The sequence below is a fragment of the Duganella sp. GW821-FHT07F09 genome, from assembly GCF_059418705.1.
Map to the genome: position 1 here is coordinate 22,563 of NZ_JBWKQJ010000006.1, position 26,125 is coordinate 48,687.

Sequence of the window (26,125 nt, forward strand, 5' to 3'; positions counted from 1 at the left end):
TGCCGGGGCTTTTTTTCTGATTCTGGCGGAGACGGTGGGATTCGAACCCACGATACAGGTATAAGCCGTATGCATCCTTAGCAGGGATGTGCCTTCGGCCACTCGGCCACGTCTCCCAGTTGATTGCTCAACCTTGTCCGACCGGCCAAACTTCACCAGAGCAGACGACCGCCATGGTATAGACCGGGATTGATCTGGTCAAGGAAACCAGACCATTTTTTTCGAAAAAATTAAGCCTTTTCCAGTTCGAACGCTTTATGCAGCGCGCGCACGGCCAGTTCCATGTACTTTTCGTCGATCAGCACCGAGATCTTGATCTCCGAGGTCGAGATCATCAGGATGTTGATGCCCTCTTCCGACAAGGTGCGGAACATCTGCGAGGCCACGCCGACATGGCTGCGCATGCCCACGCCAACGACCGAGATCTTCGACACTTTGGCGTCGCCGGTGATGCTGGCCGCGCCCAACTCCGCCTGGGTGCCGGTCAGCACATCAACCGCGCGCTGGTAGTCGTTGCGCGAAACCGTGAAGGTGAAATCCGTTTTACCGTCGACCGACTGATTCTGTATGATCATGTCGACCTCGATGTTGGCGTCGGCCACCGGTCCCAGGATGTGGTACGCGACGCCAGGACGGTCCGGCACGCCCAGCACGGTGATTTTGGCCTCGTCGCGGTTGAACGCGATCCCGGAGATGACTGCTTGTTCCATGTTTGTATCTTCCTCAAACGAAATCAGGGTGCCAGAGTTGGCTTCTTCTTCGATATCCAGCAACGGATCGGTCAGCGACGACAGCACGCGGGTCGGCACGCGGTAGTTGCCGGCGAATTCCACCGAACGGGTCTGCAGCACTTTCGAGCCCAGCGACGCCAGTTCCAGCATCTCTTCGAACGTGATCGCCTTCAGGCGGCGCGCTTCCGAAACGACGCGCGGGTCGGTCGTGTAGACGCCGTCGACGTCGGTGAAGATCAGGCATTCGGCCGCCTTCATGGCGGCGGCGATGGCCACGGCCGAGGTGTCCGAGCCGCCACGGCCCAGGGTCGAGATGTTGCCGTTGTCGTCAACGCCCTGGAAGCCGGTGATGATGACGATCTTGCCGTCGTCCAGGTCGCGGTTGACCTTTTCGTTGTCGATCGATTGGATGCGGGCCTTGGTGAAAGCGGAATCGGTTTTAATCGCGACTTGCCAGCCGGCGTAGGAGACGGCTTTCTTGCCGATCGCCAGCAGGGCCATCGACAGCAGGCCGACCGAGACTTGCTCGCCGGTCGAGGCGATCATGTCCAGCTCGCGCGGGTCCGGTTGCGCCTGGATTTCCTTGGCCAGGCCGATCAGGCGGTTGGTCTCGCCGGACATGGCCGATGGCACGACGACGATGCGGTGCCCGGCGTCATGCCACTTGGCGACACGCCGCGCGACGTTCTTGATACGGTCCGTCGAACCCATCGACGTACCGCCGTATTTGTGCACGATTAAAGCCATAACAGTGAGGTTTCCGCTCAAATAAAGGTAAATGGAACCCTTAACTCTACATGCCGCAGTGCAAAATAACAAGTCAAAAAGCTCATAAAGTCATACCGTATAGGCATATACACATACAAAATTCGGCGAATGCAAGGAAATTTTTTATGCCGCTTGCCAACGCAGGGTGACCCGCCCCGCCCCCTCGCCCAACTGGTTGCAATCCATGCCGATGCCGGCGGCGAACAGCATCTGCTTGTCGGCCCGCACCAGCGGCAGACGGCCGCGCTCCCAGGCCGGAATGCCCAGCGCCTGGTAGTGGTACTTCAAGCCGCGCGTCGGGCGGTTGTGCGCCGGCTTGAGCCGCTCGCCGCCCTTGCGGAATTCGATCACCAGCTTTTGCCCGCGCAGCCATTCCGGGTCCAGCCCGGCGCCGGCGTCGGCGACATCGAAGTGCAGCACGCCGCCGTAGGCCGGGAACGCCATCTCGCTCTCGCCATTCCAGGCGAAGGAGGTGCCCGGGGTCTGGTCGAATTCGTCCTCGCGCGTGCCTTCCAGATCGGCCAGCTTGGGCGTCAGGTGCAGGCGGTCGCGGTGGCGGCGCACGTGGCAGTCCGGGTGCGTGACCAGCAGCTGGGCGCCGTCGCGCGCCTCCAGCAGCTGCGTGAGCATTTCGGAAAGCCACGCGGCGCTGGGCATGCGCAGGTCGCGCGTACCGAACCAGTAACGCAGCAGGTTGTAGCTGCGGTCGGTGCTCAACGTCCTCAGTTTGGCGATGACGATGCAGTCGCCGTCCAGGCACATCGCCAGGTCCTGCTGCGCCAGCTCGGTGAGCAGCCGCTGCGCCGATTGCGCGTGCTGGGCGCTGCGGGCGAAGCGTTCCTGGAAGCCGGGGAAGGCGTCGGCCAGCGCCGGCATGACCTTGTGGCGCAGCGCGTTGCGGGCGAAGCGCGGGTCGTCGTTCGATTCGTCGTCGATGTGGCTGATGCCGTGCCCGGCGACGTAGGCGGCCAGTTGCTTGCGCGAGGCCGGCAGCAGCGGGCGCACCATGACGAGGTCCGGATTGGCCAGCAGGTCCGGCGCGGCGTTGGCGGCGTCCATGCCGGACAGGCCGGCGGTGCCGGAGCCGCGCAGCAGTTGCAGCAGAACGGTTTCGGCCTGGTCGTCCTGGTGGTGGGCGGTGAACAGCAGCTGGACGCCGTGCTCGCGGCACAGCGCGCCCAGCGCGGCGTAACGCGATTTGCGGGCCGCTTCCTCGGTGCCGGTCTTTTCCTTGCGCACCAGTTCGACCCGCCGCGCCTCGAAGGTGACGCCGAGCGCGGCGCAGGCTTGTTCGCAGTGTGCCTGCCAGGCGTCGGCGTTGGGGCTGAGGCCGTGGTGAATGTGGAAGGCGTACAAGGCGACGCCGTGCGCCTGCGCGTAGGCGTGCGCCAGGTGCAGCAGCGCGGACGAGTCCAGGCCGCCGCTGAGGGCGATGGCGATGCGGCCGCCCTGCCCCGAACCAACGCGCGTCAACGCGGCGTCGGCTGCTTGTTCGAAGATATGGGACAGGGTCGGGATTTGCTGCTTCTTCAAGTGCTGCTCCAAAATGCAAAACCGGGAGCAGCGCTCCCGGTTGGTGTCTATGCCGGCTGGTTTATTCCTGCGGCGTGGTTTCTTTGAACTTGCCGTAGCTCATCAGCTTTTCGTGGCGCGCTTCCAGCAGGTCCTTGGTTTTCATGCCGTGGAACTGGCGCAGCGAGTCGGCCAGCGCGCGCTTGAGCAAGGTCGCCATCTGCTTCGGATCGCGGTGGGCGCCGCCCAGCGGTTCGCTGACGATCTTGTCGATCAGGCCGATGGCCTTGAGGCGGTGCGCGGTCAGGCCCAGCGCTTCGGCGGCGTCGGCCGCGCGCTCGGAGGTCTTCCACAGGATCGAGGCGCAACCTTCCGGCGAGATCACCGAGTAGGTCGAGTATTGCAGCATCAGCACGACGTCGCCGACGGCGATCGCCAGCGCGCCGCCGGAGCCGCCCTCGCCGATGATGGTGGCGATCAGCGGCACTTTCAGTTCGGCCATGACGTACAAGTTGTGGCCGATCGCTTCGGACTGGCCGCGCTCTTCGGCGTCGATGCCGGGGAAGGCGCCCGGGGTGTCGACGAAGGTGAAGATCGGGATGCCGAATTTCTCGGCCAGCTTCATCAGGCGCATGGCCTTGCGGTAGCCTTCCGGCTTCGGCATGCCGAAGTTGCGCATCGCGCGTTCCTTGGTGTCGCGGCCCTTCTGGTGGCCGATGACCATGCAAGCCTGGCCGTTGAAGCGCGCCAGCCCGCCCACGACCGACAGGTCGTCGGCGTAGGTGCGGTCGCCGTGCAGTTCGTGGAAGTCGGTGAAGATTTCATTCACATAGTCCATGGTGTACGGACGCTGTGGGTGACGCGCGATTTGCGCGACCTGCCAAGGGGTCAGCTTTGCGTAGATGTCCTTGGTCAGTTGCTGGCTCTTCTTGGCCAGGCGGTCGATCTCCTCCGAGATATCGACGGCCGAATCATCCTGGACGAATCGTAGTTCTTCGATTTTGCCATCGAGTTCGGCAATCGGTTGCTCAAAATTGAGGAAAGTCGTTTTGGTCATTGTACCTCCGAGTTTATTCTCAGCTGCGGCTCGGTTGCCATCTTGTGACGCGCACAAAAAGGCCTCGCGCAGCGATTAGAGTGATTATTCTACAGCAACCGGGTCCAAACTACGCCATAAGTACCATGTCGCGACGGTTCTCCACGGCTCCCAATTGGCCGAGACCTCGCGCGCGTCGCTGCGCGAGACTGGTTCGCCTGAGAAATAATTTTGGCTGATGCCCTGGATCAGACCGGGGTCGTCCAGCGGCAGCACGTTGGGGCGCAGCAGATTGAAGATCAAAAACATCTCGGCCGTCCAGCGGCCGATGCCGCGTATCTGCACCAGTTCGGCGATGACGGCCTCGTCGTCCATCTGGCCCCATTGGGCGCTGTGGACGCGCTTGTTCTTGAAGTGGTCGGCCAGGTCGAGGATGTATTCGGTCTTGCGCTTGGACAGGCCGCAGGCCGCCAGCTGTTCGGCGCCGGCCTTGACGACCTGCGCGGGCGTGCATTTGGGACAGGCCAGCAGCAGCTTATGCCAGGCGGCGTCGGCCACCTTGGGCGTGACTTGCTGGCCGACGATGGAACGCGCCAAGGTGGTGAACGGGTCGTCATGGCCGACCAGGTGCAGGTCGCCAAATTGCGGGATCAGCTTTTTCATGATGCGGTCACGCTTCATGAGCTCGATCTTGGCTTCTTCCCAGTACGGCGGAACGGCCGATACCGGGCCGGCTCCGCCCTCGTTATCCTTGGCGGTGACCATTATGCGCGGCGCCAGTTGGTGGTGCCGTCGGGCTTGTCTTCGAGGATGATGCCGGCGGCCAGCAGATCGGCGCGGATCTTGTCCGATTCGGCGAAGTTGCGCGCCTTTTTCGCTTCGATGCGGCGGGCGATGGCGGCGTCGATGGCGGCGTCGCCGCTGGTGTCGGCGTCACCGACGGCCGCCTGCCTAAACTGCTGCGGCGTGCGTCCGAGCAGGCCCAGCACATCGGCCAGGCCCTTGAGCTGACGCGCCACGGCGGGCGATTTCGATTTGTTCAGTTCGCTCGCCAGATCGAACAGCACGGCGATGGCCAGCGGCGTGTTGAAGTCGTCGTCCATCGATTCGGCGAAGCGCGCGGCGTGGGCTTCGGTCCAGTCCAGCGGCGCGCCGTCGCCGTCGACGCCGTCGAGCGCGGTGTACAGGCGGCTCAGCGCGGCGCGGGCGTCGTCCAGGTGCGCGTCCGAATAGTTCAGCGGGCTGCGATAGTGGGCGCGCATGATGAAGAAGCGGATCACCTCGGCGTCGTACTTCTTCAGCACATCGCGGATCGTGAAGAAGTTGCCCAGCGATTTGGACATCTTTTCATTATCGACGCGCACGAAGCCGTTGTGCACCCAGTAGTTGACCATGGCGTGGCCGAATGCGCCTTCTGACTGGGCGATCTCGTTCTCGTGGTGCGGGAACTGCAGGTCGGCGCCGCCGCCATGGATGTCGAAGTGTTCGCCGAGCAGCGCCGAGCACATCGCCGAGCACTCGATGTGCCAGCCCGGACGGCCCTTGCCCCATTTCGAGTCCCATTTGACCTCTTCCGGCTCCGATTCCTTGGACGCCTTCCACAACACGAAATCGAGCGGATCGCGCTTGCCGGTGTTGACGTCGACGCGCTCGCCGGCGCGCAGATCGTCGAGCGACTTGCCCGACAGGCGGCCATAGTTGGGGAAGTTGCGCACCGCGTAATTAACGTCGCCGTCGGTGCCCTGATAGGCCAGGTCCTTGCTTTCCAGCTTCTCAATCAGCGCCAGCATTTGCGGCACATAGGCGGTCGCGCGCGGCACCAGCGTCGGCGGCAGGATGCCGAGGGCGGCCGTGTCCTCGTCCATGTACTTGGTGAAACGGGTGGTCAGTTGCGAGATGGTCTCGCCGTTTTCCACCGCGCGCTTGATGATCTTGTCTTCGATGTCGGTGATGTTGCGCGCGTAGGTGACCTCGTAGCCCGAGGCCAGCAGCCAGCGATACATGACGTCGAACGCCATCATCATGCGGCCGTGGCCGATGTGGCAGTAGTCATACACGGTCATGCCGCAGACATACATGCGGACCTTGCCGGCTTCGATGGGAACGAATGTCTGCTTTTCACGCGCCAGCGTGTTGTAAATCTTTAAATTGCTCATCGGACTCTTGGGTATTCTTTTATAGAAGCGCCCGTCGGCCCCGGGCAATACGGGAACCTGGCGCGGCACCAATGGGCGGGGCGCACCGTGTTTCATCGCATGCCGTGGAGACTGACAGACCCTCGGTATAGTTATTTCGTTATCTTGTTGCGTTATTTCATTCCACCAGACAGCGGGTAGAATGGAATGTATTGGAGAAGTATAGCATTGATAAAAATCGTATTGGCCCGATATGACTGAGGATTTTGGCTCGTCGGGCCGATCGCCATCAACAAAATTCATACGGGGAAGCAAGAATGTACAAATCGCAGACATCGCTGTTCGGCAAACTGATGACCATGTTCGCGGGTGTCGCGCTGTCCGGCGCCGCGCTGGCGGCCACGCCGGCCGCGCAAGCCAACACGACTGCCGCCAGCGCCACGCCGCAGGTCGAGATCAAGACCACGATGGGTGATATCGTGGTGGAACTCGATCGCGAGAAGGCGCCGAAGTCGGTGGAAAATTTCCTCACCTACGTCAAATCGGGCTTTTATAAAGGCACCATCTTCCACCGCGTGATCGACGGTTTCATGATCCAGGGCGGCGGCTTCGATGAAAAGCTGAAGCAGAAAAAGACCAACAAACCGGTGCCGATCGAGTCGCAGAACGGCTTGACCAACGTCACCTATTCGCTGGCGATGGCGCGCACCGGCGATCCCAACTCGGCCACCTCGCAGTTCTTCATCAACGTGGCCGATAACGAGGCGCTGAACTATCCGGGCCGCGACGGCTTCGGCTACACCGTGTTCGGCAAGGTGATCCAGGGACAGGAAGTGGTCGACAAGATCAAAGGCGTGCTGGTCGACGACAAAGGGATCTTCCAGAACATCCCGGTGATCCCGGTTGTCGTGAAGTCCGCGACGATTTTGAAGACCCCGATCCAGCCAAAACTGTAAAATAGCGCCCTGCGGCATAAAAACACTTTATTTATTACCCCGTCACCACACAGGATAACAACATGACCAACGTAATCATCACCACCAACATGGGCAAAATGACCGTCGAACTGAACGACGAAAAAGCCCCGAAATCCGTGGAAAACTTCCTGGCCTACATGAACGCCGGCCACTACAACAACACCATCTTCCACCGCGTGATCGACGGTTTCATGATCCAGGGCGGCGGTTTCGAGCCGGGCATGAAGCAAAAGCCGGCTGACGCGACCGTGGAAAACGAAGGCAAGAACGGCCTGAAAAACGAGCCGTACACCCTGGCCATGGCCCGCACCTCGGCGCCGCACTCGGCCTCGGCGCAGTTCTTCATCAACGTCAAGGGCAACTCCTTCCTCGACTATCCAGGCCAGGATGGCTGGGGCTACGCCGTGTTCGGTAAAGTCATCGAAGGCACCGAAGTCGTCGACGCCATCAAGAAAGTCAAAACCACCCGCAGCGGCATGTTCGCCGACGTGCCGGCGGAAGACGTCGTCATCGAAAGCATCGAGCTGGCCGCTTAATTTCAGTTAATTAAGTCAGCGAGACTCAATGAGCCAACACCAGACCGGCGAGCGCGTGAACGACGTTCTCGCGCTGTTCATCTCCGATCTGCATTTGCAGCCCGCGCATCCCGCCACCAGTGCAGCGTTTTTCGACTTCCTGGAGCGGCATGCGCGGCGCGCGCAACAGTTGTACCTGCTCGGCGACCTGTTCGAATTCTGGGCGGGTGACGACGACATCGGCGATCCCTTCCACGCGCAAGTCGTTGCCGCGCTGCGCAGCGTGAGCGATGGCGGCACGCGCGTCTACTGGATAGGCGGCAACCGCGATTTCCTGGTGGGCACCGGCTTTGCCGAGGCCGCCGGGTTGACGTTGCTGCCGGAGACTTATGTGACCGAGATCGGCGGCCAGCGCCTGGTCTTGTTGCACGGCGACGCCCAGTGCACCGAGGACGTGAAGTACATGGAATTCCGGGCGATGGTGCGGCAACCGGCGTATCAGGCGCAATTCATGGCGATGCCGCTGGCGCAGCGCAAGGCCATCATCGCCGGCATGCGCGAAAGCAGCCGCAGCGAGCAAGGCGCCAAATCGTACGAGATCATGGATGTGACGCCGCAGGCGATCGACGACGTGTTCACGCGAACGGGCACCGATGTGATGATCCACGGTCACACGCACCGCCCCGCCCTGCACCAGGTCGGCGCCACGCGCCGCTACGTGCTGCCCGACTGGGAGCCGGACGCGGCGCCGCCGCGCGGCGGCTGGATCGCGATCGACGCCAACGGCGCCATCACCCGCCACGACCTGGGCGGCGCCCCGGTCGCGGAATAACCCCGGAGCCGTGCCGCCCGAATGACCACGGGACGGGCTACCCGAATGACCACGGAGACACGTAGGGCGGATTAGCGAAGCGTAATCGGCCATGCATGCGTTTCGATGGCGCATGCATGGCCGATTACGGCGTTCCGCCTAATCCGCCCTACGTGATCATCATCTTCTTAAGGTCGCCATCGCCGCATTCAACCGGCGTATCAACGGCTGGTTCAAATCGCGCGTATGGCTGGTCCAGCGCTGTATCGTGCGCTGCAATTCCTGATCGAGCTGGTTGGCCTTGGCCGCGTCCCCCACGCCGGCCGCCCAGATCGCGCATTCGGCCTGGGTGGTGAAGCTGTTGTGATGGCTCAACGCGTAATCGAACTCCGCCCTCGCCTCATCCTGCCGCCCGGCCGCCGCCAGCGACTGCGCCAGCAGCAACGACACCTGCTCCGGCCTGAAATTGGCGTTGGCGGCGCGGATGGTTTGCAAATGCGTCACCGCGGCAAGCGCCCTGCCGCATGCCAGGTTAGCGCGCGCCGCGCCGAAACGAATCTCCAGGTCCCCGGAAAACGGCCCCTGCAAACAGGCTTCATAGGTCGTCGCGGCCTCGTCGGCATCGCCCGCCTCCAGCAGGGCGCTCGCCAGGCGCATCTGGTTCTGCGCGGTCGGCGTGTACTCGTAGGCTTGCCGCGCCTCGCGCAACTCGCGCCCCGGATCGAGCGTCTTGGCGGCCACCGTCACCACTTTGCGCGCGCCGTGCTGCAACTTCGAATTCGGCAGGTAGATAGCAACAAAATATACGACGCTGCCGATACCGGGAAACATGAACAGTATCATCAGCCAGTACATCTGCTGACCGCTGCGGACCACGTGGATGGCGAAGAACACCGCCACCAGCACGTGTATGCCGATACCAAATATATACATAGACCGCCCCAACAATGTCATCGATGCGGCCCATTGTAAGAGCTCTTGCCGTCGGCCACAAGGAAGGCCGGGGCCGCTTAAGTATTCGCTAAATCAGGCCAAGGCCGCCGCCGGCCCGCGCGCATAGGCGGCGACGTAACGCAGCAGGCGGCCGATGAAGACACCGTTGAACACCCCGAACAAACCGCTCACGGCGACGACAAACAGCGTTTGTCGCTGCAACTCCGGATGCATCACCGACAACACCGCCACCGAGTACTTGGTGACGAAAATCGCGATCATCAGCACCAATGGCGCCCAGCTGCCGCGTTGCAGGACGGTGCCGGCGGCGCGATCGACGACGATCTCGCCTTTGCCCACAGTCCAGGTGACCAGCACCGCCGCCAGCATGCCGCTGAGCCACACGCCCCACACCCCGGCGCCCAGCAGGCCATGACCGTTCATGCCGGTCAGTGAAATCAGCAACATCACCACCGGGATAATGAACAGCTTGGACAGGGACACTTTGCGGTCCTTGGCGGCCTGCACGCCGCGATAGACGAGAAAGGCCAGCAAGGCCCATACATAGACAGGGGTATGGGAAATAATTTGCTGAATCATGGCGTGCTCCGCAGGGCTGGTTAAGTTGTCACCACTATGCCTGCGGCCAGGCGCCCGAACGGCGCGGTGCGACGAAATGCCGGACGGCGGCGCGAATTGCCGTCAGCCGGCGCGAATCGTCTCTGTCATCCTGAAAATAAACGAGGTCGCGTCATCGGTAGAAATCACATCGAGTTCGCCATGATGCGATAGCGCGATCTCCGACACGATAAACAAGCCCAGACCCAGGCCTTTTTCGCCGTAGACCGGCTTGCCGCGCCAGAAGGGCTTGAACAGCTGGCTAAGGGTTTCCGCGGGGATGGCAGGGCCTTGGTTGGCGACGATGATTTCCAGCGCCCCGCCCTGCTGCGTGACGCGCACCCGCACCGGACGCTTGGCGTCGCCATGCACCAGCGCGTTCTTGAGCAGGTTGGACAGCAGCTGCGCCATCCGCCCGGCATCCACCATCAGCGGTCCGTCCAGCGACATGTCGGCAATGATCTCGCTGCCCGGATGGGCGCCGCGCAACTCGGCGATGACTTGCTCGAAGGCTGCTTTCAGCTTGTTTTCCAGCTTGAGCTCGATGGCGATGCCGCCACCCATGCGTCCGCGCGTGAAATCCACCACGTCGTCGACCAGGCCGGCGATGCGCATCGCGCTGCGGCGGATGCGCTCAACCACTTTGACGGCCTGGGGCGGCAGCGCGAGCATGCCAAGCACGTCGGCGCCGGTGACGATGGAACTGAGCGGCGTGCGCAAATCGTGGCCCAGCACGGCGATGAACTGCTCGCGCAGCTCGGCGCTGGCCTGCTCGTCCAACAGCGCCGAGCGCGTTTCGGCCAGCTCGCGCTCGCACTCAAGCTGGGCTGAAATAAGCTGGGCGAACAACGCGAGCGTCTGGCTGACTTTGGGCGTCGACAACTCGTTGGGAACAGGGTCGAGCCCGCATAGCGTGCCGAAATACTCGCCGTCCGGACGGAACAGCGGAATCGAAAAGTAACTCTGGAAGCCGTACATGCGCGGCGTGCGATGGTCGCGGTAGCGCTCGTCCCGGGCCACGTGGTCGATCACGACGGCGTTGCGGGTGTCGCGCACTTCTTCGCAAATGGTGGTGGTGACGTCGAGCCCGTCGCCCACGTTCAACCCGAAGTCGAGCTTGTCCAGCACCGCGCAGGTGGTCCAGGAATCGGCGGTCACCCGCGCCACGCATACAAACCGCAGGCCGGTCAGCGCCGCGACGGTCTCCAGTATCGTCGGCACGACGGCCATCGACTGGATGACGGCGATATCGGCGGCGATCTTTTGTTGCATGCTGTATGTCCTTGAGTAAGCAGTGAGACATCTTACCCGCTAAAAAACGCGACGCTAGCGCGATTGCTCCGCCGGCTGCAGATTCGCGACCAGGCCGCCGGGACGCGTGCCGATGCCGGTCAAGACGAACTGCACGCCCGCATAGCGCAACTCTTTCGGGTCGAAGGTGTGCACCGCGATATCCTTGACGACGTTATCGCCCAGCAAATTCGCGACACTGGCCAGCTGCACCTGTTTTCCCTCGTCCATATTGTCCATGGCGAAGCGGTCGACGTGGGCTTCGCTGAGATAGATGGTGTTGCGCACGCTGTCGACGTTGAGGCGGCCGGACACCGTCATATTGCCGCGCCAGGCTTGGCGCGCCAGCAGCGGCGTCACGTTCAGGTCGACATTTAAAGCGACGCGGTTGTTTTCGGCCAGAATGGCCAGTTGGGGATGGCTTAGCTCAACCTCGAACACGCCCAGCACGCGCTGGCGCATGGGAAATTTTCGGTCGAGATTGTGTTGCAGGCGCTCCTGGGGCAGATCGACCTCGCGCGGGCCGATCAGGGAGGCGCAGGCGGCCAGCAGGAGCGCGGCCGCCAACAGCGGAAAGACAAACTTCAGGGAGCGTTTAAGGTCGATCATATTGTCCTTTTCGAGATGAACTCGTCGACATTATGACCGACCTGCGGCGTCCCGGCTCAGGCGGCGAGATCGCTATCGGACGAGCGGTAGCGCTGTACCTTGTCGCCAGTGACCAAATCGCCGAACTGCACCGTTCTGGCCGCGATATCGTGATAGGCGCCGACCAGACCCATTTCGCCCCGCTGGATGCAACCACGCAGGTACTCGCTGCCGTTGATCACTTCCGCCAGCGAGTTCTCGATGTTCTGACGGGCGATCTGATCGCGCAATTCCTTGCTGCCGGCCGCGCCATGTCCCGAGCACTGGTGGATCGCCATCTGGATCTTGCCGGTGATCGCGCCGATGCTGTGCGCATGTTCGTTCGCCATGGCCAGGCCGATGGCGCCGCAGGACGAGTGTCCCTTGACGACGATCAGCTTGGCGCCCAGCTTGTGCGCGATCTCCAGGCTGCCGATAATTTCCCGGCTGATCACATTGCCGGCGATACGGATCGTCAGCAAATCACCCAGGCCGGCATCGAAGATGATCTCCGGCGACGTCCGCGAATCGATGCAGTTGACCACCACCGCCATCGGGTGCTGGCCGGAAGCGGTCGCGTCGGCCTGATGCAGGTAGTACTTTTCGAAGCAGCGGCCAGCCTTGAAGCGCTCATTGCCATCACGCAGCAGTTGCAGCACCTCGTGAGGACGCAGCTTTTTCTGAGTTTCCTGGTCCAGCACGGGCACGAATTGGATCGGGTCGTTCAGCGCGTATTTGTCACGCAGGCCGATGACGTTGAGCTGCACGTCGAGCTCGGCGGCCACCACCCGGTAGTCGCTAATAGTTTCCAAAACATCATGGTCGATAAAATCGGCATTGCTGGCGTTGATCAGCACTTTCGAGCCCTCCGGAATTTCCCACAGGGCCGTTTTGATCGTGGCCTTGTTCAAGAACGATACCTGATTGGGCAATTCCATCTTGATCACTTCGCCGATGTGCAGGCGATATTGTTCTATGGAGAAGGGATTGCGGAAATTGCTGCGCATGAGATAGAACACGCCAGCAGCCAAACCGATCAATACGCCCATCAGCAAATCGGTGAAAACAATTGCCAACACGGTAATGACAAAAGGAACAAATTGCGACCAGCCTTTTTGGTACATATCGCGGAACAACGATATCTTCGCCAATTTGTAGCCGGTGGTGATGAGGATGGCGGCCAAAGCGGCCAGCGGAATAAGATTCAATAACGGACTCAACAATGCAACGCTGACCAGCATGAATACACCGTGCAATACAGCGGACGCCTTGGTTTTATTACCGGACTGAACGTTAACCGAGCTGCGCACGATCACCGAGGTCACCGGCAAGCCTCCCAGCAGGCCGGCGAAGATGTTACCCACGCCCTGGGCCACCAGCTCGCGGTTCGGCGGGGTTTCACGCTTGTGCGGGTCGACCTTGTCGACCGCTTCCACATTCAGCAGCGTTTCCAGCGAGGCGACAATGGCGATGGTAATACCGACGAACCAGACGTCGCGGTTGGCGAAATGGGCAAGGTTCGGCAAATGTAAATAGGCGCCAAGATTGCTGGTATCGATGGGTGGAATATCCACCAGATGGGTCTGTTCAATGCCGAGTGCCGGCATGTACTTATTAAACATTACATTCAACAAAATACCCAAGGCCACCACAAACAGCGGAGCCGGCAACAGCTTGAATCGCTTGAATGGCGTTTTATCCCAATAGACCAGTATCAGCACGGACAGCAACGATATAATCAGCGCGCCCGGCGTAATGACATTCAACGCGTTGAGAATAGCCGAGAAGGTATTTTCACCATTCCCCTGTGTGAAGGAGAAATTATCGACATCGGTCTTGTCGTAGCCGATCGCGTGCGGGATCTGCTTAAGTATTAATAGAATACCGATCGCCGCGAGCAGGCCTTTAATCACATTCGATGGAATATAGTTCGCGATGAAGCCGGCGCGGAATATACCCATCGCCAACTGCAAAACCCCCGCGATCAATATCGCCACCAGCAAGATCTCAAATGTTCCGAGCTTGGTGATCGAGGCCAGCACCACGGCGGCCAGGCCGGCGGCAGGACCGCTGACGCTGGTCTGCGAGCCACTGATCATCCCCACGACGATGCCCCCGATGATGCCGGAGATGATGCCGGAGAACAGGGGTGCGCCCGAGGCCAGGGCGATGCCCAGGCATAGCGGCAGGGCCACCAGGAAGACCACGATAGCGGCCGGTATATCGTACTTAAGTTTATTCATAATCAATATCCATGCTGATGAATGATTTAAACGGATGACTATGATTAGTCAGACAAGCGCCAGCCATCATCCACCGATGATCAAGAAGACATCGAATTGGAAGATATTTAAACAAAAGGTTATCGAAGGCAGCACTACCAATTACCAGGACGCCTGCGCAGGCGTATGGAAAATTGGAATATCTCATCGCGACCGCTATCGTGATTGATAACAGCGCGGAGTATGACAACCAAAGGCTTCAGCGGTGAAAACAATATAGCACGGAGTTTTCGCGGATGCCAACATTGTTCAATAATTCATATTTTAAACAATACTTTCCTATTGTCATTTTTGTCGAATGCACCAATGTGGTGCCGATTAATATGTCAAGTACGGTATTCTACTTAGCCGGAACGAATAATAAATAATCCATATACCAGATATATTAGGAAAATATAGAATTGCTAGTAACCTTAAATAATCAGAAAAATGATCAGTTAATTGGTCCGGCCAATCCCGTGAATTGGGCGCCGTTGATTGCATAAAACTCTTAAAATGAACCAATGTGTTCTTTTTTGAACGGGGAGTTAATAATAATGATTTCAAATATACGTATTGGCTGCGCGGGATGGGGGATCGACCGGCAGTCCGCATCCCAATTTCCTGGCGAAGGCAGCCATTTGCAGCGTTACGCGACCGTACTGAACGCGGTCGAAATCAACTCATCCTTCTACAAGCCGCACCAGGCCTCGACCTACGCGCGCTGGGCCGAAAGCGTGCCGGATGGGTTCCGTTTCTCTGTGAAGTTACCCCGGAGCATCACACATTATCAAAAACTATTTAACATTGATGATTTGTTGAAAATTTTTTTGTCCGAGGCAGGCGCGCTGGGCGAAAAACTCGGGTGCATTCTGGTGCAATTGCCGCCGAGCTTGGTCTTCGACCTGAAAGTTGCCGACCGGTTCTTTGATCGTCTGCACGACAGCTTCAAATGCGCCCTCGCCTGTGAGGCGAGACATGGCAGCTGGTTCGGCGACGAGGCGACGGAGTTGATGAAACGTCATCGGGTGACACGGGTCATCGCCGACCCGCCAGCGGGTCAAGCCGGCGTTTTCGTGCCGACCACCGACATGATTTACGCGCGTCTGCACGGCAGTCCGCGAATTTATTACTCACCGTATGAAGAAAAATATCTGAATCAAGTTGCCGATTATCTAAAAAAACACCCGGGTTGGTGCATCTTCGACAACACCGCGTCCGGGGCGGCGCTACCCAACGCGCTCGAATTGATGGCCAAACTCGGGTAGGACGCATCGCGGGCAGATTGGCTTGCTTTTTTTGCTTGCTTTTTTCGGGGCCACTGTTATAGTTCACTACAACACCACTTCATTAACACACATCAAGGGGACCACATGTATGTCCACGATAGGCTGGAATGACAACGCTCCGATCTACCGGCAACTGAAGGACAAGGTCATCGGCATGATGCTCGATGGCGTCCTCAAGCCGGGCGACGCCCTGCCCTCGGTCCGGCAGGTTGCCGCCGATTATCAACTCAATCCGATTACCGTATCGCGGGCCTATCAAGAGCTCGTGGACGAAACCTTAGTCGAAAAAAGAAGGGGATTAGGTATGTACGTTACTGACGGCGCCCACGAAAAACTGTTGGCCAGCGAACGCGAACGCTTCCTGCGCGAAGAATGGCCGGCGATGCTCGAACGCATACGCCGCCTCGGCCTGGAACCCGAATCGCTGCTCAAGCCCGCCACACCGGGAGGTGCGGCATGAGCGCCATCATCACCGCGACCAACCTCAGCAAAAAATACGGCAAGCAAGCCGCGCTGGACGGCGTCACTTTCACGGTCGAGGCAGGTCGCATTGTCGGCCTGATCGGCCCCAACGGTTCGGGCAAGACCACCACGCTCAAAGCCCTGCTGGGACTGACCCAGTTCGACGGCGAGTTGTCGGTGCTCGGCATGGACCCGCGCACCCAGCGCGATGCGCTGATGAACGAGGTGTGCTTCATCGCCGACGTCGCCATCCTGCCGAAGTGGCTGAAGGTCAAGGATGCGATCGATTTCGTCGAAGGCGTGCATCCGCGCTTCGACCGCAGCAAGGCGGAGAAGTATCTGGCCATCACCAAGTTGAATCCAAATATGAAGGTCAAGGCCATGTCCAAGGGCATGGTGGTGCAGTTGCACCTGGCGCTGGTCATGGCCATCGACGCCAAGCTGCTGGTGCTCGACGAGCCGACCCTGGGCCTGGATATCCTGTACCGCAAGCAGTTTTACCAGAACCTGCTGGAGGACTATTTCGACGAGAACAAGACCATCGTCATCACGACGCACCAGATCGAAGAGGTCGAGCACATCCTGACCGATCTGATGTTCATCCAGGACGGCAAGATCTCGCTGGCCGCGACGATGGATGAGGTCGGCGAGCGCTTCACCGAGGTCATGGTCGAGGGGCCGTTCATCGGCGCCGCCAACGCGCTGCAGCCGATGACCCAGCGTACCGTGTTCGGCAAATCCATCATGCTGTTTGACGGGGTATCGCGCGAGCAACTGGCGAACTTCGGCGAGCTGCGCACGCCCAGCGTCGCCGATCTGTTTGTCGCCACCATGAAAGGAACCTACGCATGAGAACCATGAAATGGCTGATCAAGCGCGAAATGTGGGAACACAAGGGCATGCTGGTGTGGGCGCCGGCCGTCATCGCCGCGCTGGTCGCAGTGATGGCGCTGGTCGCGGCCACGTTCGACAAAAACATCAGCATCAACGGCGACGGTTCGCCATCGCAAATCCTGTCCGTCACCCTGGAGGGCAAGGTGCGCACCCAAGTCGTCGAAACAATGGCGCAGGCGTACATGGCCTCTTCCGCGCCGGTGCTGCTGGTGCTTGGCGTGCTGGTGTTCTTCTACTGCCTCGGCGCGCTGCACGACGAGCGGCGCGACCGCAGTCTGTTGTTCTGGAAATCGCTGCCGGTGTCGGACTCGATGACGGTGCTGTCGAAGGTCTTGCTCGCCGCCGTCGTGGCGCCGCTGATCACGCTGGGCATCGGCTTCGTGCTGTCGCTGCTGATCCTGCTGATCGGCGCCTTCCTGTTGCTAACGCACGGCACCAATGTGTTCGGCGAACTGTTCCTCACGCCGGACCTCTACTTGACGCCGCTGCGCATGCTCGGTCTGCTCCCCTTGTACGTGATGTGGGCGCTGCCGACGGTAGGCTGGTTGCTGATGGTGTCGAGCATGGCGCGCTCCAAGGTATTCCTGTGGGCGGTCGGCACGCCGCTGGTGACGGCGCTATTGTTGTTGTGGGCCGAGAAAGCCATGCACATCGGCATCGACTCGGCCTGGTTCGTCAGCAATATCGTCTGCCGTCTGTTGCTCAGCGTGGTGCCGGGCGCGTGGCTGCTGTTTGACGACGCCCGCATCTTGACGGAGAACGTGCCGCAGCGGTTGCCGGCGCAAGAGATCTTCGGCGAGTCGTGGTCGACCCTGGGCAACGCCAATGTGTGGATCGGCGTCGCCGCCGGGGCCGCCATGATAGCGGTGGCCATCTGGATGCGCCGCCGCCGCGAGGAAGGCTGACCTGCAAACAACTCCGGGGTCAGGTCCACCAATTCTACACGGCTTCAACAGTAGCACGGGCATAGGCCGATTTTCGACCGCCACGCCCTGCTGCATTGTGAGCGCCGAAGGTCTAACCGACCAGCCCGTGTAGAAATGGTGGACCTGACCCCGGAGTTGCTACTCGAACTGTTTGCGGAACTCCGCGAACTGGGCGCTGAGGTCTTCGAAGTCGCGCCGCAGTTGCTGCACTTCCTGCTCCAGCGCGGCGACCCGGCCGCCCGACGACGCGGAGCTGACCGAGCCGCCCAGGCCGGCCGCCGTTTCTTCGCGTGCCAGCGCGTCTTCCCCGCCCAGCAACTGGCCGTAGCGCGGTTCCTTGGTGCCGGGCGCGAGGGCAAGCTTGGAGACCAGCGGCGGATATTTGTCGATCAGGAATTGCAGCGCCTGCTCGACGTCGGCCACCGATTTGAAGTCGTGCAAGCGCCCCGTACGGGTGCGGATCTCGCCCGCCGTCTGCAAACCGCGCAGCATCAGGATCGTCAGCACCGCCAGCTTGTCCTGCTCCAGCGACCATTTGATGCGCATCCGGTGTTCGTACTTGGTCACCCGCGCGCCCGCCTGCGTAATGCCGTTGACGTACTTGCGCTGCATCAGCCGCTGCAAGACGTCGGCCACCGTTTCCTCCGAGATCGACATCACCGGATCGCGGCTCGACAATTGATTGCAGCCGTTGACCAGCGCGTTCAGCGACAGCGGATAGTTGTCCGGCGTGAGCGCTTCCTTTTCGGCCAGCACGGCCAGCACGCGGATTTCAAACGGGTCCAGTATTTCTGCGCCTGCGGGTGATTCCATGTCCGTTATCCTTATTCGACGAGCTTGTTTAATTGGTCGGAATTCAATTTATCACATTCGGCTACTCCCTGACAGGGCAAGCCCGCAGCCTTCAGCACTGCCAGGATGCGCTCGATCTGCTGTTCCTGTTGGACGGCGTGGTTGATCAGGCCGTGCAGCGCTTTCGACAGCGGATCGTCGCCGTTCGGCGTGACGCCATAGGCCGAGAACAGGTGCGCGGTGGCGCTGACCGGCGCCGCCGCTTCCTTCTGCACGATGTGCGCGGGATTGCCGACCGCCGTGGCGCCCGCCGGCACCGGCTTGAGCAACACGGCGTTGGAGCCGACCTTGGCGTATTCGCCCACCGTGAAGCCGCCCAGCACCTTGGCGCCGGCGCCGACGATGACGCCGCGCGCCAGCGTCGGGTGGCGCTTGCTGCCGGCGTGCAGCGAGGTGCCGCCCAGGGTCACGCCCTGGTAGATGGTGCAGTCGTCCCCGACTTCGGCCGTCTCGCCGATGACCACGCCGAAGCCGTGGTCGATGAAGACGCGCCGGCCGATCGTGGCGCCCGGATGGATTTCAATCCCGGTGATGACGCGCGCCAGATAGGAAATGAAGCGGCCCGGCCACTTCATGCCGTGCCACCAGCACCAGCTGGCCCAGCGGTGCATGACGATCGCCTGCAGGCCGGGATAGCAAGTGAGCACCTCCCAGGTGTTGCGGGCGGCGGGGTCGCGTTCGATGATGCTGTTAATGTCTTGTCGCAGGTGGTTGAACATAGCTGTACGGAATGACAACCGAAACGCCCATGTTAGCGCATCCGGTTGGAGGTTGCTAAGAAGCGGCAGACTTGGAGGGGTAGAGACGGCGGCCCTCGAAGCGGGCCGCCGGAACTGCTTTGCCGGGATGCTGTTTAAGCTTCCTTGGCAAGGCGCTGGCGGCGCGCTTCGTACAGACAGACGCCGGAGGCCACGGAGACGTTCAAACTTTCAACCGAACCGAACATCGGGATGCTGACCAGCATGTCGCAGGTCTCGCGCGTCAGGCGGCGCATGCCCTCCCCTTCCGAACCCATGACCAGCGCGGTCGGGCCGGTGAAGTCGGCTTCGTACAAGCCTTTTTCGCCGTCGTCGGAGGTGCCGATCAGCCAGATGTCGCGGTCCTTCAGGTCGCGCAGGGTGCGCGCCAGGTTGGTGACGGTGATGTAAGGCACGGTCTCTGCCGCGCCGCTGGCGACCTTGGCGGCCGTGGCGTTCAGGCCGACGGCGCGGTCCTTCGGCACGATGACCGCGTGCGCGCCGACACCGTCGGCCACGCGCAGGCAGGCGCCCAGGTTGTGCGGGTCGGTGATGCCGTCGAGGACCAGCAGCAGCGGCGGGCCTTCGATGGCGTCGAGCAGTTCATCGAGGTTGCGCGCCAGCGCCAGCTGCGAGGCGAAGGCGATCACGCCCTGGTGGCGGCGGGTGCCGACGATCTTGTCCAGCCGTGCCGAGTCGACCGGCATGACGCGCACGCCGGCCGCCTTGGCGTTGGCCACCAGATCCTTCATGCGGCGGTCGTCGCGCGTGGCGTCGATGAAAATCTCTTCCACGGATGAGGCCTCATGACGCAAACGCGAGGTCACCGCATGGAAACCAAAAATCATTTTGTTCTTCATTATTTATCGCTTCTTCTTACTTTTTGAGGCAGGCTTCGCTGCTCGGGGTGCTACCGCGGCACTCGCCGCGGCATTGGTTTTGCCGCGACCGCCACGCGAGCGCGACGCCGGCTTGGCGGCCGGCTGTGGGGCGGAAGGCTGGGCCGATTGCGACGGCTTGGACGGCGCCGACTTCGGCGCGGTGGTCTTGACCTCGTGCCGCTGCGACGTCGTCGGGCCCGGCTTGATGTTGCCCTTCCGATCCTTGGACGGCTTCTCCGGACGCGGCGGCGGCGCGTCGACGCCGGCCAGGCGCAGATCGATCTTGCGCGATTCCAGATCGACGCGGACGACTTGCACATCGACCCGGTCGGTCAGCTGGAACTTCTTGCCGCTACGCTCGCCGCGCAGTTCGTGGCGGGCGTCGTCGTACTGGAAGTAGTCGGTGCCGAGGTCGGTGATGTGCACCATGCCTTCGACAAACAATTGATCCAGCTGCACGAAGATGCCGAAGCTGGTCACGCCGGTGATGATGCCGGTGAATTCCTCGCCCAGCTTGTCCTGCATGAAGTAGCACTTCAGCCAGGCTTCGACGTCGCGCGACGCTTCGTCGGCACGGCGCTCGTTGGCCGAGCAGTGCACGCCCAGCGCGTCCCACACGGTCAGGTCGACGGCGGCTTTTTTCTCTTTGCCGTCGGCCTTGTCCTTGGCCTGCTGCTTGCGCGTGGCGTTCGAGACGTTGGTGTTGAGCACGCTGGTCGACGGGATCTTCGGCTCGTATTTTTTACCGAGCAGGATGGCCTTGATGGCGCGGTGCGTCAGCAAGTCCGGATAGCGGCGGATCGGGCTGGTGAAGTGGGCATACGCCTCGTACGCCAGGCCGAAGTGGCCGATGTTGTCGGGCGAGTAGACCGCCTGCTGCATCGAACGCAGCAGCATGGTTTGCAGCAGCGACGCGTCCGGACGCTCCTTGACCTGACGCATCAGCTCGGCGTAATCGCCGGCGGTCGGCTTGTCGCCGCCGTTCAAGTTCAGGTTCACCTGCTTGAGGAAGGTGCGCACCTGCTTGAGCTTTTCAGCGGTCGGACTGGCGTGGATGCGGTAGGTGCCGGGATGCTTGTGGCGGATCAGCAGGTCGGCCGCGCAGACGTTGGCGGTCAACATGCATTCTTCGATCAGCTTGTGCGCTTCGTTGCGGGTGCGCGGGATGATCTTTTCGATCTTGCCCGACGGGTTGCAAACGATGTACGTTTCGGTGGTCTCGAAGTCGATCGCGCCGCGTTCGCTGCGCGCCTTCAACAAGGCCTGGTAGACGTCGTACAGGTTCAGCAGGTGCGGCACGATGCCCGGACGGCGCGCGGCCTCCGGTCCCTTGGTGTTGCCGAGGATGTCGGCCACTTCGGTGTAGGTCAGGCGCGCGGCCGAGTGGATCACGGCCGGGTAGAACTGGTAGGCCTTGATCTCGCCCTTGGCGGTGATGACGGCGTCGCACACCAGGGTCAAACGGTCGACCGCCGGGTTCAGCGAGCACAGGCCATTGGACAGTTTTTCCGGCAGCATTGGAATCACGCGGCGCGGGAAGTAGACCGAGGTGCTGCGTTCGAGCGCGTCGGTGTCGAGCGCGTCGTTCGGCTTGACGTAGTGGCTGACGTCGGCGATGGCGACGATCAGGCGGTAGGCGTTGGCGCGGCCGATCTTGACCGGCTCGCAGTAGACCGCGTCGTCGAAGTCGCGCGCGTCTTCGCCGTCGATGGTCACCAGCGGGATGTCGCGCAGGTCGACGCGGTCGGCCAGGTCGATCTCGCGCACCACGTCGGGCAGCTTGTTGGCCTGCTTGAGCGCGGCGTCCGAGAAGATGTGCGGCACGCCGAACTTGCGCACGGCGATTTCGATCTCCATGCCCGGATCGTCAAGCGATCCCAGCACTTCAACGATCTTGCCGACCGGCTGCTTGAAGCGCATCGGCTGCTCGGTCAGCTCGACGCTGACGACCTGCCCCGATTTGGCCTTGCCGATCGAGCCTTCGATCAGGATGTCCTGGGCGATGCGCTGGTCTTCCGGCGCGACGATCCAGGTGCCGTTTTCGTTGAGCAGGCGGCCGATGACGTGCGTGTTGGCGCGCTGGACGACTTCGACGATGGTGCCTTCCGGCCGGCCGCGGCGGTCGACGCCGATGACCTTGGCCAGCACGCGGTCGCCGTGCAGCACTTTCTGCATTTCCTTCTCGGGCAGGAACAGGTCCTCGCCCGGCTCGTCCGGGATGACGAAACCGAAGCCGTCGCGGTGGCTGCTGACGCGGCCGGCGACGAAGCCGGTCTCCGTCGCCAACGAGAAGTGGCCGGTGTCGTCGGCGACGATCTGGCCGTCGCGCTGCATGGCGTTGAGCCGGCGCGACAGCACGGCTTGCGCGTCATTGGCGACTTTGAGCGACTTCGCTACTGCGAGCAGGTCAAGCGGCGCCTTGGCGCTGCGGAAGATGCCGAGAATTTCCTCCCGGCTGGGAATGGTGTGGGTAGTTTGGTTCAAAAGTATTTCTGTAGTTGTTATTGACAGTGTTCAGAGGAAATCCGGCCTGGCAAAATCGTCGGGTGCATATATATGACACGACGACAGGCGTAGTGTACTTGGAAACGCCGCGATAGCCTAATTGGGCGCCCTTCTGCAGGATTTTTCAGACATATTCCAAATTTGGTGTTTGACATTGCGCAGGATTGCTCTATAATCTTGGTCTCTCGCAGCGACAATGTTGAAAAACAAAAGTTTAACCGAGAAACTGCTAGACCGGGTTGATGCGCAGTATGGAACGAAAGTTCATCTGGCGCGAAACTCACCCTGTCGCTATAATAGCAGTTGTTGTTCAGCAGTATCAGTGCCCACGTGGCGGAATTGGTAGACGCGCATGGTTCAGGTCCATGTGCCGCAAGGTGTGGGGGTTCGAGTCCCTCCGTGGGCACCACAAATTCCGCAAAAAAGCCTCCGGCTAGCCTAACGGCGCGCCGGGGGCTTTTTTCATTGCCTCGTCATTTTATCCACTGCAAATTGAGGCGGGCGCCGATTTCGCCAAGCAGCGCATGCTCGTCGACCGGCTTGCTGAGGAAGGCGTCGGCGCCGGCGGCGATCGCGCGCTGCCCCTCCTCCGGCGTCGAACTGGCCGAGATGATCAGCACCGGCGTCCTGGCGGTATCCGGCTCGGCGCGCAGTCTTCGGGTCGTTTCGATGCCGTCCATATCCGGCATCACCATGTCCATCAACACCAGGTCGGGCGGATCGATTTTCGCCTGGCGCAGCGCGGCGACGCCGTTGTCGGCCTCCAGCATGCGGAAACCGAGCGCGCCCAGCAGGTCGCGCAGCAAGGCGCGGTTGGTGGCGACGTCATCCACCACCAGCAAGGTTTTACGCGGCCCCAGGTAGCCGCTGGGAATCTCGTCGCCACCGGCGGCGGCGCCGGGCGCGTCCACCACCGGCATCGGCACGTCGAACCAGAAACGGCTGCCGCGTCCGGGCACGCTCTCCACGTTCACATCGCCACCCATCTGGCGCACCAGTTGACGGCTGATCGCCAAACCCAGGCCGGTGCCGCCGGCGCGCCGCGCGGCGTCGCCGACCTGCTCGAACGGATCGAAAATAATGTCCAGCTGGGAGGCGTCGATGCCCACGCCTTCGTCCAATACCTCGAAGCGCAAATGGGCCGTGGCCGCCACCCCGGGCACGGCGGAAACGCCGGCCGAACCGTCCGCCGCCGCGACCAACGGGACCGGCGCGGGCGCGGGCGAAACCCGCAGGCGCACCGCGCCGTGATCGGTGAATTTGACGGCGTTGCCAAGCAAATTCAACAGCACCTGCCGCAGCCGGGTCTCATCAACGCTGATCGCCAGCGGCAGGCCACCGGCCAGCTCCAGTTCGAAATGCAAATGCCGCTGCTCGGCCCGCACGCGCATGATGTCGGCGACCACCGTCAGCAACTCGCCCAGCCGCACCGGTTTGGGATGGAACTCCATCTTGCCCGCCTCCACGCGCGACAGGTCCAGCACGTCGTTGATCAGCGCCAGCAGGTGGTGTCCGCCTTGATGGATCGTACCGAGGCCGGTTTGCTGGGACGGCGACAGCTGCTTGTCGCGCTTGAGGATTTGCGTGTAGCCGAGGATGGCGTTGAGCGGCGTGCGCAGCTCGTGGCTCATCGCGGCCAGGAACGCGCTCTTGGCCCGGTTGGCCACTTCGGCGCGCTCCATCGCCGCGCGCAGATCGCGATTAGCTTGCAGCAGTTCGGCGTTGACGGCGGCCAGTTGCGCCGGACTGGGAATCAGCAAGGCCACCGGCACCAGCCGCACCAGCGCGATCGCCGTCACCACCGAGGCGACCGCCGTGATCGCCTTGAGGATCACCAGCGGCACGTAGTCGGGGCGCCAGACCACCCAGATTTCGGCCACGTGCGTGCTGCCGCAGGCGAGGATGAACACGCCGAAGGCGATGAACATCCAGTTGAACGGCATGTCGCGGCGGCGGCGTATGAAGTAGATCAACGTGACGGGGATGGTCAGATACGCCAATGCGATCAGCGCGTCGGCGATGACGCTGGTCCACAGGATGGACGGTATCCACAAAAAGCAGTGGCCGTGCGGCATAAATCCCTGACTGTTAAACCAGTTGTTCAACATCTCCATTACTGTCTCCGTATGCTTGGATGCCGAGCGGGCAAACTGGAGCTTACGAAAGTGCGACTGAACAAGCAAGCGCGAAATCCGCCCCGCCCCGCCGCCACCGCGCCCGTTGTGGCGCGCGAATTTCTTTCACAAAAAAAATGGTTTCTCCCTTGACTGCGGTCAGCGGCCCGCTTATGATTCTGGCCTCTGTTGCAGAACACGCAGCAGTAATAAGAAGCAGCAAGCAGTACAGTGCCCACGTGGCGGAATTGGTAGACGCGCATGGTTCAGGTCCATGTGCCGCAAGGTGTGGGGGTTCGAGTCCCTCCGTGGGCACCACAAAATTCCGCAAAAAAGCCTCCGGTCAGCCTTACGGCGTACCGGGGGCTTTTTTCATTGCTCACTGCGCCCGCATCTCTTTTTCCAAGCTGCCAAGCTTGCCCTTCTGCGTGAAACCGCGCATGACTTGATCGTAGCGGCCGCTCTCGCGCAAACGCTTCAAGCCGCGGTCGAACAGCGCCACGTGGCGCTTGTTGGCCGGGTTCTTCCTGTTGAACAAAATATGGTAGTGGGCGATGTTGTAGGGGCGCGGGTCCCACGTCAGCACCGAGGCCTCCTGCGGCGTCAGGTCGGTCTTCATGATCGACAAGCCGACATCCAGGTTGAGCGGAAACACGTCGAAGCGCCCCGCCAGCAGCTTATGGAAATTCTGCGCGTCGGTGCTGGCCGTCTTGTCGATGTTCAGCAGCGGGCTTCTATCGAAAAAATACTCATAGCCGGCCGTGCCGCCCATGCGCAGGCCCTTCAACGACTGCTCGCCGCGCCATTGGAAGGGAAAATTTTTTCGGTGAAAGAACACCGACTGGCCATAGAACAGCACCGCGCTTTGATGGAAGCGACGGGTGCGGTCGGTCGGCTTGCCGGACATGCTCCAGACCAGCGTGCCGTGGGCCAGATCCTGGGCGGCTTCGGCATATGCCCGGTTCCATGGACGGAACAAATACTTCACAGTGATACCTTCCAGTGCGAACGCCTCGGTGACGACGCGCGCTACCGGACCGTTGTCCGGCAAGGATTCGGAGAGGTAGGGCACCCACTCGCCGGCGATCAGCGTGACGACCTGCGTCTCCTTCGCGGCCAACGGCAGCGACAGGATGGAAACAAGGGCCAGCAGGCAAAGGGAGCGACTATCATTCATGAATTGATTGTAGTGAAACAATCGCAACTTTCAAATCAAAGAATTTCGCCCAAGCACCAAATTTGCTATTGACG

The 26,125-nt window shown here is 61.3% G+C and carries 23 protein-coding genes and 3 tRNA genes; 9 read left to right on the forward strand and 17 right to left on the reverse strand.

Going from position 1 to position 26,125, the window contains the following annotated elements:
* Nucleotides 1-23 precede the first annotated feature (23 nt).
* From AC07P1_RS16690 to cysS, 6 genes are all read right to left on the reverse strand, one after another.
* Nucleotides 24-116: transfer RNA gene (locus AC07P1_RS16690), tRNA-Ser, on the reverse strand.
* 114 nt (nt 117-230) lie between these two features.
* Entirely contained in the window at nt 231-1,478 is a 1,248-nt protein-coding gene (locus AC07P1_RS16695; protein WP_090321068.1) for an aspartate kinase, read from the reverse strand.
* 144 nt (nt 1,479-1,622) lie between these two features.
* The gene (gene tilS, locus AC07P1_RS16700; protein WP_494696881.1) at nt 1,623-3,032 is read right to left on the reverse strand and encodes a tRNA lysidine(34) synthetase TilS; all 1,410 of its coding nucleotides are present in this window, start codon (nt 3,030-3,032) and stop codon (nt 1,623-1,625) included.
* A 61-nt stretch (nt 3,033-3,093) separates the two neighbouring features.
* Complete coding sequence (locus AC07P1_RS16705; RefSeq protein ID WP_090321062.1) at nt 3,094-4,068, reverse strand: acetyl-CoA carboxylase carboxyltransferase subunit alpha; 975 nt, start codon at nt 4,066-4,068, stop codon at nt 3,094-3,096.
* A gap of 84 nt (nt 4,069-4,152) precedes the next feature.
* Complete coding sequence (locus tag AC07P1_RS16710) at nt 4,153-4,812, reverse strand: DNA-3-methyladenine glycosylase family protein (RefSeq protein WP_494696882.1); 660 nt, start codon at nt 4,810-4,812, stop codon at nt 4,153-4,155.
* Nucleotides 4,812-6,203 carry a cysteine--tRNA ligase gene (gene cysS, locus AC07P1_RS16715; protein WP_494696883.1) on the reverse strand — a complete coding sequence of 464 codons (1,392 nt, stop codon included), beginning with the start codon at nt 6,201-6,203 and terminating at the stop codon, nt 4,812-4,814. The genes AC07P1_RS16710 and cysS overlap by 1 nt, the downstream gene beginning before the upstream one ends.
* Before the next feature lie 296 nt (nt 6,204-6,499).
* On the opposite strand from cysS, the gene AC07P1_RS16720 reads away from it, so the two are divergent.
* The 3 genes from AC07P1_RS16720 to AC07P1_RS16730 all read left to right on the forward strand — a co-directional run bounded on the left by AC07P1_RS16720 (nt 6,500) and on the right by AC07P1_RS16730 (nt 8,506).
* The gene (locus tag AC07P1_RS16720) at nt 6,500-7,138 is read left to right on the forward strand and encodes a peptidylprolyl isomerase (RefSeq protein ID WP_494696884.1); all 639 of its coding nucleotides are present in this window, start codon (nt 6,500-6,502) and stop codon (nt 7,136-7,138) included.
* Between the two features lie 62 nt (nt 7,139-7,200).
* Nucleotides 7,201-7,695, forward strand: coding sequence for a peptidylprolyl isomerase (locus tag AC07P1_RS16725; RefSeq protein WP_494696885.1), 495 nt, complete (start codon nt 7,201-7,203; stop codon nt 7,693-7,695).
* A gap of 28 nt (nt 7,696-7,723) precedes the next feature.
* Entirely contained in the window at nt 7,724-8,506 is a 783-nt protein-coding gene (locus AC07P1_RS16730) for a UDP-2,3-diacylglucosamine diphosphatase (protein WP_494696886.1), read from the forward strand.
* A 159-nt stretch (nt 8,507-8,665) separates the two neighbouring features.
* On the opposite strand, the gene AC07P1_RS16735 is transcribed toward AC07P1_RS16730, so the two are convergent.
* From AC07P1_RS16735 to AC07P1_RS16755, 5 genes are all read right to left on the reverse strand, one after another.
* Nucleotides 8,666-9,418, reverse strand: a complete 753-nt coding sequence (locus AC07P1_RS16735) for a tetratricopeptide repeat protein (protein WP_494696887.1) — start codon at nt 9,416-9,418, stop codon at nt 8,666-8,668.
* 93 nt (nt 9,419-9,511) lie between these two features.
* Nucleotides 9,512-10,018, reverse strand: coding sequence for a DUF6622 family protein (locus AC07P1_RS16740; RefSeq protein WP_494696888.1), 507 nt, complete (start codon nt 10,016-10,018; stop codon nt 9,512-9,514).
* A 102-nt stretch (nt 10,019-10,120) separates the two neighbouring features.
* Nucleotides 10,121-11,308 (reverse strand): GAF domain-containing sensor histidine kinase, encoded by a 1,188-nt coding sequence (locus AC07P1_RS16745; RefSeq protein WP_494696889.1) that lies wholly within the window; start codon nt 11,306-11,308, stop codon nt 10,121-10,123.
* Nucleotides 11,309-11,362: 54 nt separating this feature from the next.
* On the reverse strand, nt 11,363-11,935 hold the full coding sequence (locus tag AC07P1_RS16750) for a YceB family lipoprotein (RefSeq protein ID WP_494696890.1): 573 nt from the start codon (nt 11,933-11,935) through the stop codon (nt 11,363-11,365).
* A gap of 56 nt (nt 11,936-11,991) precedes the next feature.
* A complete protein-coding gene (locus AC07P1_RS16755; protein ID WP_494696891.1) occupies nt 11,992-14,196 on the reverse strand; it encodes a bifunctional SulP family inorganic anion transporter/carbonic anhydrase in 2,205 nt (734 codons plus the stop codon).
* A gap of 575 nt (nt 14,197-14,771) precedes the next feature.
* Between AC07P1_RS16755 and AC07P1_RS16760 the strand changes: the two genes are divergently transcribed.
* The 4 genes from AC07P1_RS16760 to AC07P1_RS16775 all read left to right on the forward strand — a co-directional run bounded on the left by AC07P1_RS16760 (nt 14,772) and on the right by AC07P1_RS16775 (nt 17,764).
* A complete protein-coding gene (locus tag AC07P1_RS16760; RefSeq protein ID WP_494696892.1) occupies nt 14,772-15,482 on the forward strand; it encodes a DUF72 domain-containing protein in 711 nt (236 codons plus the stop codon).
* 109 nt (nt 15,483-15,591) lie between these two features.
* Nucleotides 15,592-15,963 (forward strand): GntR family transcriptional regulator, encoded by a 372-nt coding sequence (locus tag AC07P1_RS16765; protein ID WP_494696893.1) that lies wholly within the window; start codon nt 15,592-15,594, stop codon nt 15,961-15,963.
* Complete coding sequence (locus tag AC07P1_RS16770; protein ID WP_494696894.1) at nt 15,960-16,817, forward strand: ABC transporter ATP-binding protein; 858 nt, start codon at nt 15,960-15,962, stop codon at nt 16,815-16,817. Before AC07P1_RS16765 ends, AC07P1_RS16770 begins: the two co-directional genes overlap by 4 nt.
* Nucleotides 16,814-17,764 carry a hypothetical protein gene (locus AC07P1_RS16775; protein WP_494696895.1) on the forward strand — a complete coding sequence of 317 codons (951 nt, stop codon included), beginning with the start codon at nt 16,814-16,816 and terminating at the stop codon, nt 17,762-17,764. Before AC07P1_RS16770 ends, AC07P1_RS16775 begins: the two co-directional genes overlap by 4 nt.
* Nucleotides 17,765-17,923: 159 nt before the next feature.
* Here the strand turns inward: AC07P1_RS16775 and AC07P1_RS16780 are convergent, their stop codons facing one another.
* The 4 genes from AC07P1_RS16780 to rnr all read right to left on the reverse strand — a co-directional run bounded on the left by AC07P1_RS16780 (nt 17,924) and on the right by rnr (nt 22,739).
* The gene (locus tag AC07P1_RS16780; protein ID WP_494696896.1) at nt 17,924-18,598 is read right to left on the reverse strand and encodes a YceH family protein; all 675 of its coding nucleotides are present in this window, start codon (nt 18,596-18,598) and stop codon (nt 17,924-17,926) included.
* An 11-nt stretch (nt 18,599-18,609) separates the two neighbouring features.
* Nucleotides 18,610-19,356, reverse strand: coding sequence for a serine O-acetyltransferase (cysE, locus tag AC07P1_RS16785; RefSeq protein WP_315212445.1), 747 nt, complete (start codon nt 19,354-19,356; stop codon nt 18,610-18,612).
* Nucleotides 19,357-19,490: 134 nt separating this feature from the next.
* Nucleotides 19,491-20,234: a 23S rRNA (guanosine(2251)-2'-O)-methyltransferase RlmB gene (gene rlmB, locus AC07P1_RS16790; RefSeq protein WP_209718812.1), complete on the reverse strand. Its 744-nt coding sequence runs from the start codon at nt 20,232-20,234 to the stop codon at nt 19,491-19,493.
* Nucleotides 20,235-20,237: 3 nt separating this feature from the next.
* Nucleotides 20,238-22,739: a ribonuclease R gene (rnr, locus tag AC07P1_RS16795; protein WP_494696897.1), complete on the reverse strand. Its 2,502-nt coding sequence runs from the start codon at nt 22,737-22,739 to the stop codon at nt 20,238-20,240.
* 345 nt (nt 22,740-23,084) lie between these two features.
* Between rnr and AC07P1_RS16800 the strand changes: the two genes are divergently transcribed.
* Nucleotides 23,085-23,169, forward strand: a tRNA-Leu gene (locus tag AC07P1_RS16800).
* Nucleotides 23,170-23,233: 64 nt separating this feature from the next.
* Here the strand turns inward: AC07P1_RS16800 and AC07P1_RS16805 are convergent.
* Nucleotides 23,234-24,874: an ATP-binding protein gene (locus tag AC07P1_RS16805; protein ID WP_494696898.1), complete on the reverse strand. Its 1,641-nt coding sequence runs from the start codon at nt 24,872-24,874 to the stop codon at nt 23,234-23,236.
* 233 nt (nt 24,875-25,107) lie between these two features.
* Between AC07P1_RS16805 and AC07P1_RS16810 the strand changes: the two genes are divergently transcribed.
* Nucleotides 25,108-25,192, forward strand: a tRNA-Leu gene (locus AC07P1_RS16810).
* A 61-nt stretch (nt 25,193-25,253) separates the two neighbouring features.
* On the opposite strand, the gene AC07P1_RS16815 is transcribed toward AC07P1_RS16810, so the two are convergent.
* The gene (locus AC07P1_RS16815) at nt 25,254-26,051 is read right to left on the reverse strand and encodes a substrate-binding periplasmic protein (protein ID WP_494696899.1); all 798 of its coding nucleotides are present in this window, start codon (nt 26,049-26,051) and stop codon (nt 25,254-25,256) included.
* Between the last annotated feature and the right edge of the window lie 74 nt (nt 26,052-26,125).

Bases quoted from the DNA above. Each gene is read 5' to 3' on its own strand.
- AC07P1_RS16695 (WP_090321068.1), bottom strand. From the start codon at position 1,478: ATGGCTTTAATCGTGCACAAATACGGCGGTACGTCGATGGGTTCGACG.
- AC07P1_RS16705 (WP_090321062.1), bottom strand. From the start codon at position 4,068: ATGACCAAAACGACTTTCCTCAATTTTGAGCAACCGATTGCCGAACTC.
- AC07P1_RS16710 (WP_494696882.1), bottom strand. From the start codon at position 4,812: ATGGTCACCGCCAAGGATAACGAGGGCGGAGCCGGCCCGGTATCGGCC.
- cysS (WP_494696883.1), bottom strand. From the start codon at position 6,203: ATGAGCAATTTAAAGATTTACAACACGCTGGCGCGTGAAAAGCAGACA.
- AC07P1_RS16720 (WP_494696884.1), top strand. From the start codon at position 6,500: ATGTACAAATCGCAGACATCGCTGTTCGGCAAACTGATGACCATGTTC.
- AC07P1_RS16725 (WP_494696885.1), top strand. From the start codon at position 7,201: ATGACCAACGTAATCATCACCACCAACATGGGCAAAATGACCGTCGAA.
- AC07P1_RS16730 (WP_494696886.1), top strand. From the start codon at position 7,724: ATGAGCCAACACCAGACCGGCGAGCGCGTGAACGACGTTCTCGCGCTG.
- AC07P1_RS16735 (WP_494696887.1), bottom strand. From the start codon at position 9,418: ATGTATATATTTGGTATCGGCATACACGTGCTGGTGGCGGTGTTCTTC.
- AC07P1_RS16740 (WP_494696888.1), bottom strand. From the start codon at position 10,018: ATGATTCAGCAAATTATTTCCCATACCCCTGTCTATGTATGGGCCTTG.
- AC07P1_RS16745 (WP_494696889.1), bottom strand. From the start codon at position 11,308: ATGCAACAAAAGATCGCCGCCGATATCGCCGTCATCCAGTCGATGGCC.
- AC07P1_RS16750 (WP_494696890.1), bottom strand. From the start codon at position 11,935: ATGATCGACCTTAAACGCTCCCTGAAGTTTGTCTTTCCGCTGTTGGCG.
- AC07P1_RS16755 (WP_494696891.1), bottom strand. From the start codon at position 14,196: ATGAATAAACTTAAGTACGATATACCGGCCGCTATCGTGGTCTTCCTG.
- AC07P1_RS16760 (WP_494696892.1), top strand. From the start codon at position 14,772: ATGATTTCAAATATACGTATTGGCTGCGCGGGATGGGGGATCGACCGG.
- AC07P1_RS16765 (WP_494696893.1), top strand. From the start codon at position 15,592: ATGTCCACGATAGGCTGGAATGACAACGCTCCGATCTACCGGCAACTG.
- AC07P1_RS16770 (WP_494696894.1), top strand. From the start codon at position 15,960: ATGAGCGCCATCATCACCGCGACCAACCTCAGCAAAAAATACGGCAAG.
- AC07P1_RS16775 (WP_494696895.1), top strand. From the start codon at position 16,814: ATGAGAACCATGAAATGGCTGATCAAGCGCGAAATGTGGGAACACAAG.
- AC07P1_RS16780 (WP_494696896.1), bottom strand. From the start codon at position 18,598: ATGGAATCACCCGCAGGCGCAGAAATACTGGACCCGTTTGAAATCCGC.
- cysE (WP_315212445.1), bottom strand. From the start codon at position 19,356: ATGTTCAACCACCTGCGACAAGACATTAACAGCATCATCGAACGCGAC.
- rlmB (WP_209718812.1), bottom strand. From the start codon at position 20,234: ATGAAGAACAAAATGATTTTTGGTTTCCATGCGGTGACCTCGCGTTTG.
- AC07P1_RS16805 (WP_494696898.1), bottom strand. From the start codon at position 24,874: ATGGAGATGTTGAACAACTGGTTTAACAGTCAGGGATTTATGCCGCAC.
- AC07P1_RS16815 (WP_494696899.1), bottom strand. From the start codon at position 26,051: ATGAATGATAGTCGCTCCCTTTGCCTGCTGGCCCTTGTTTCCATCCTG.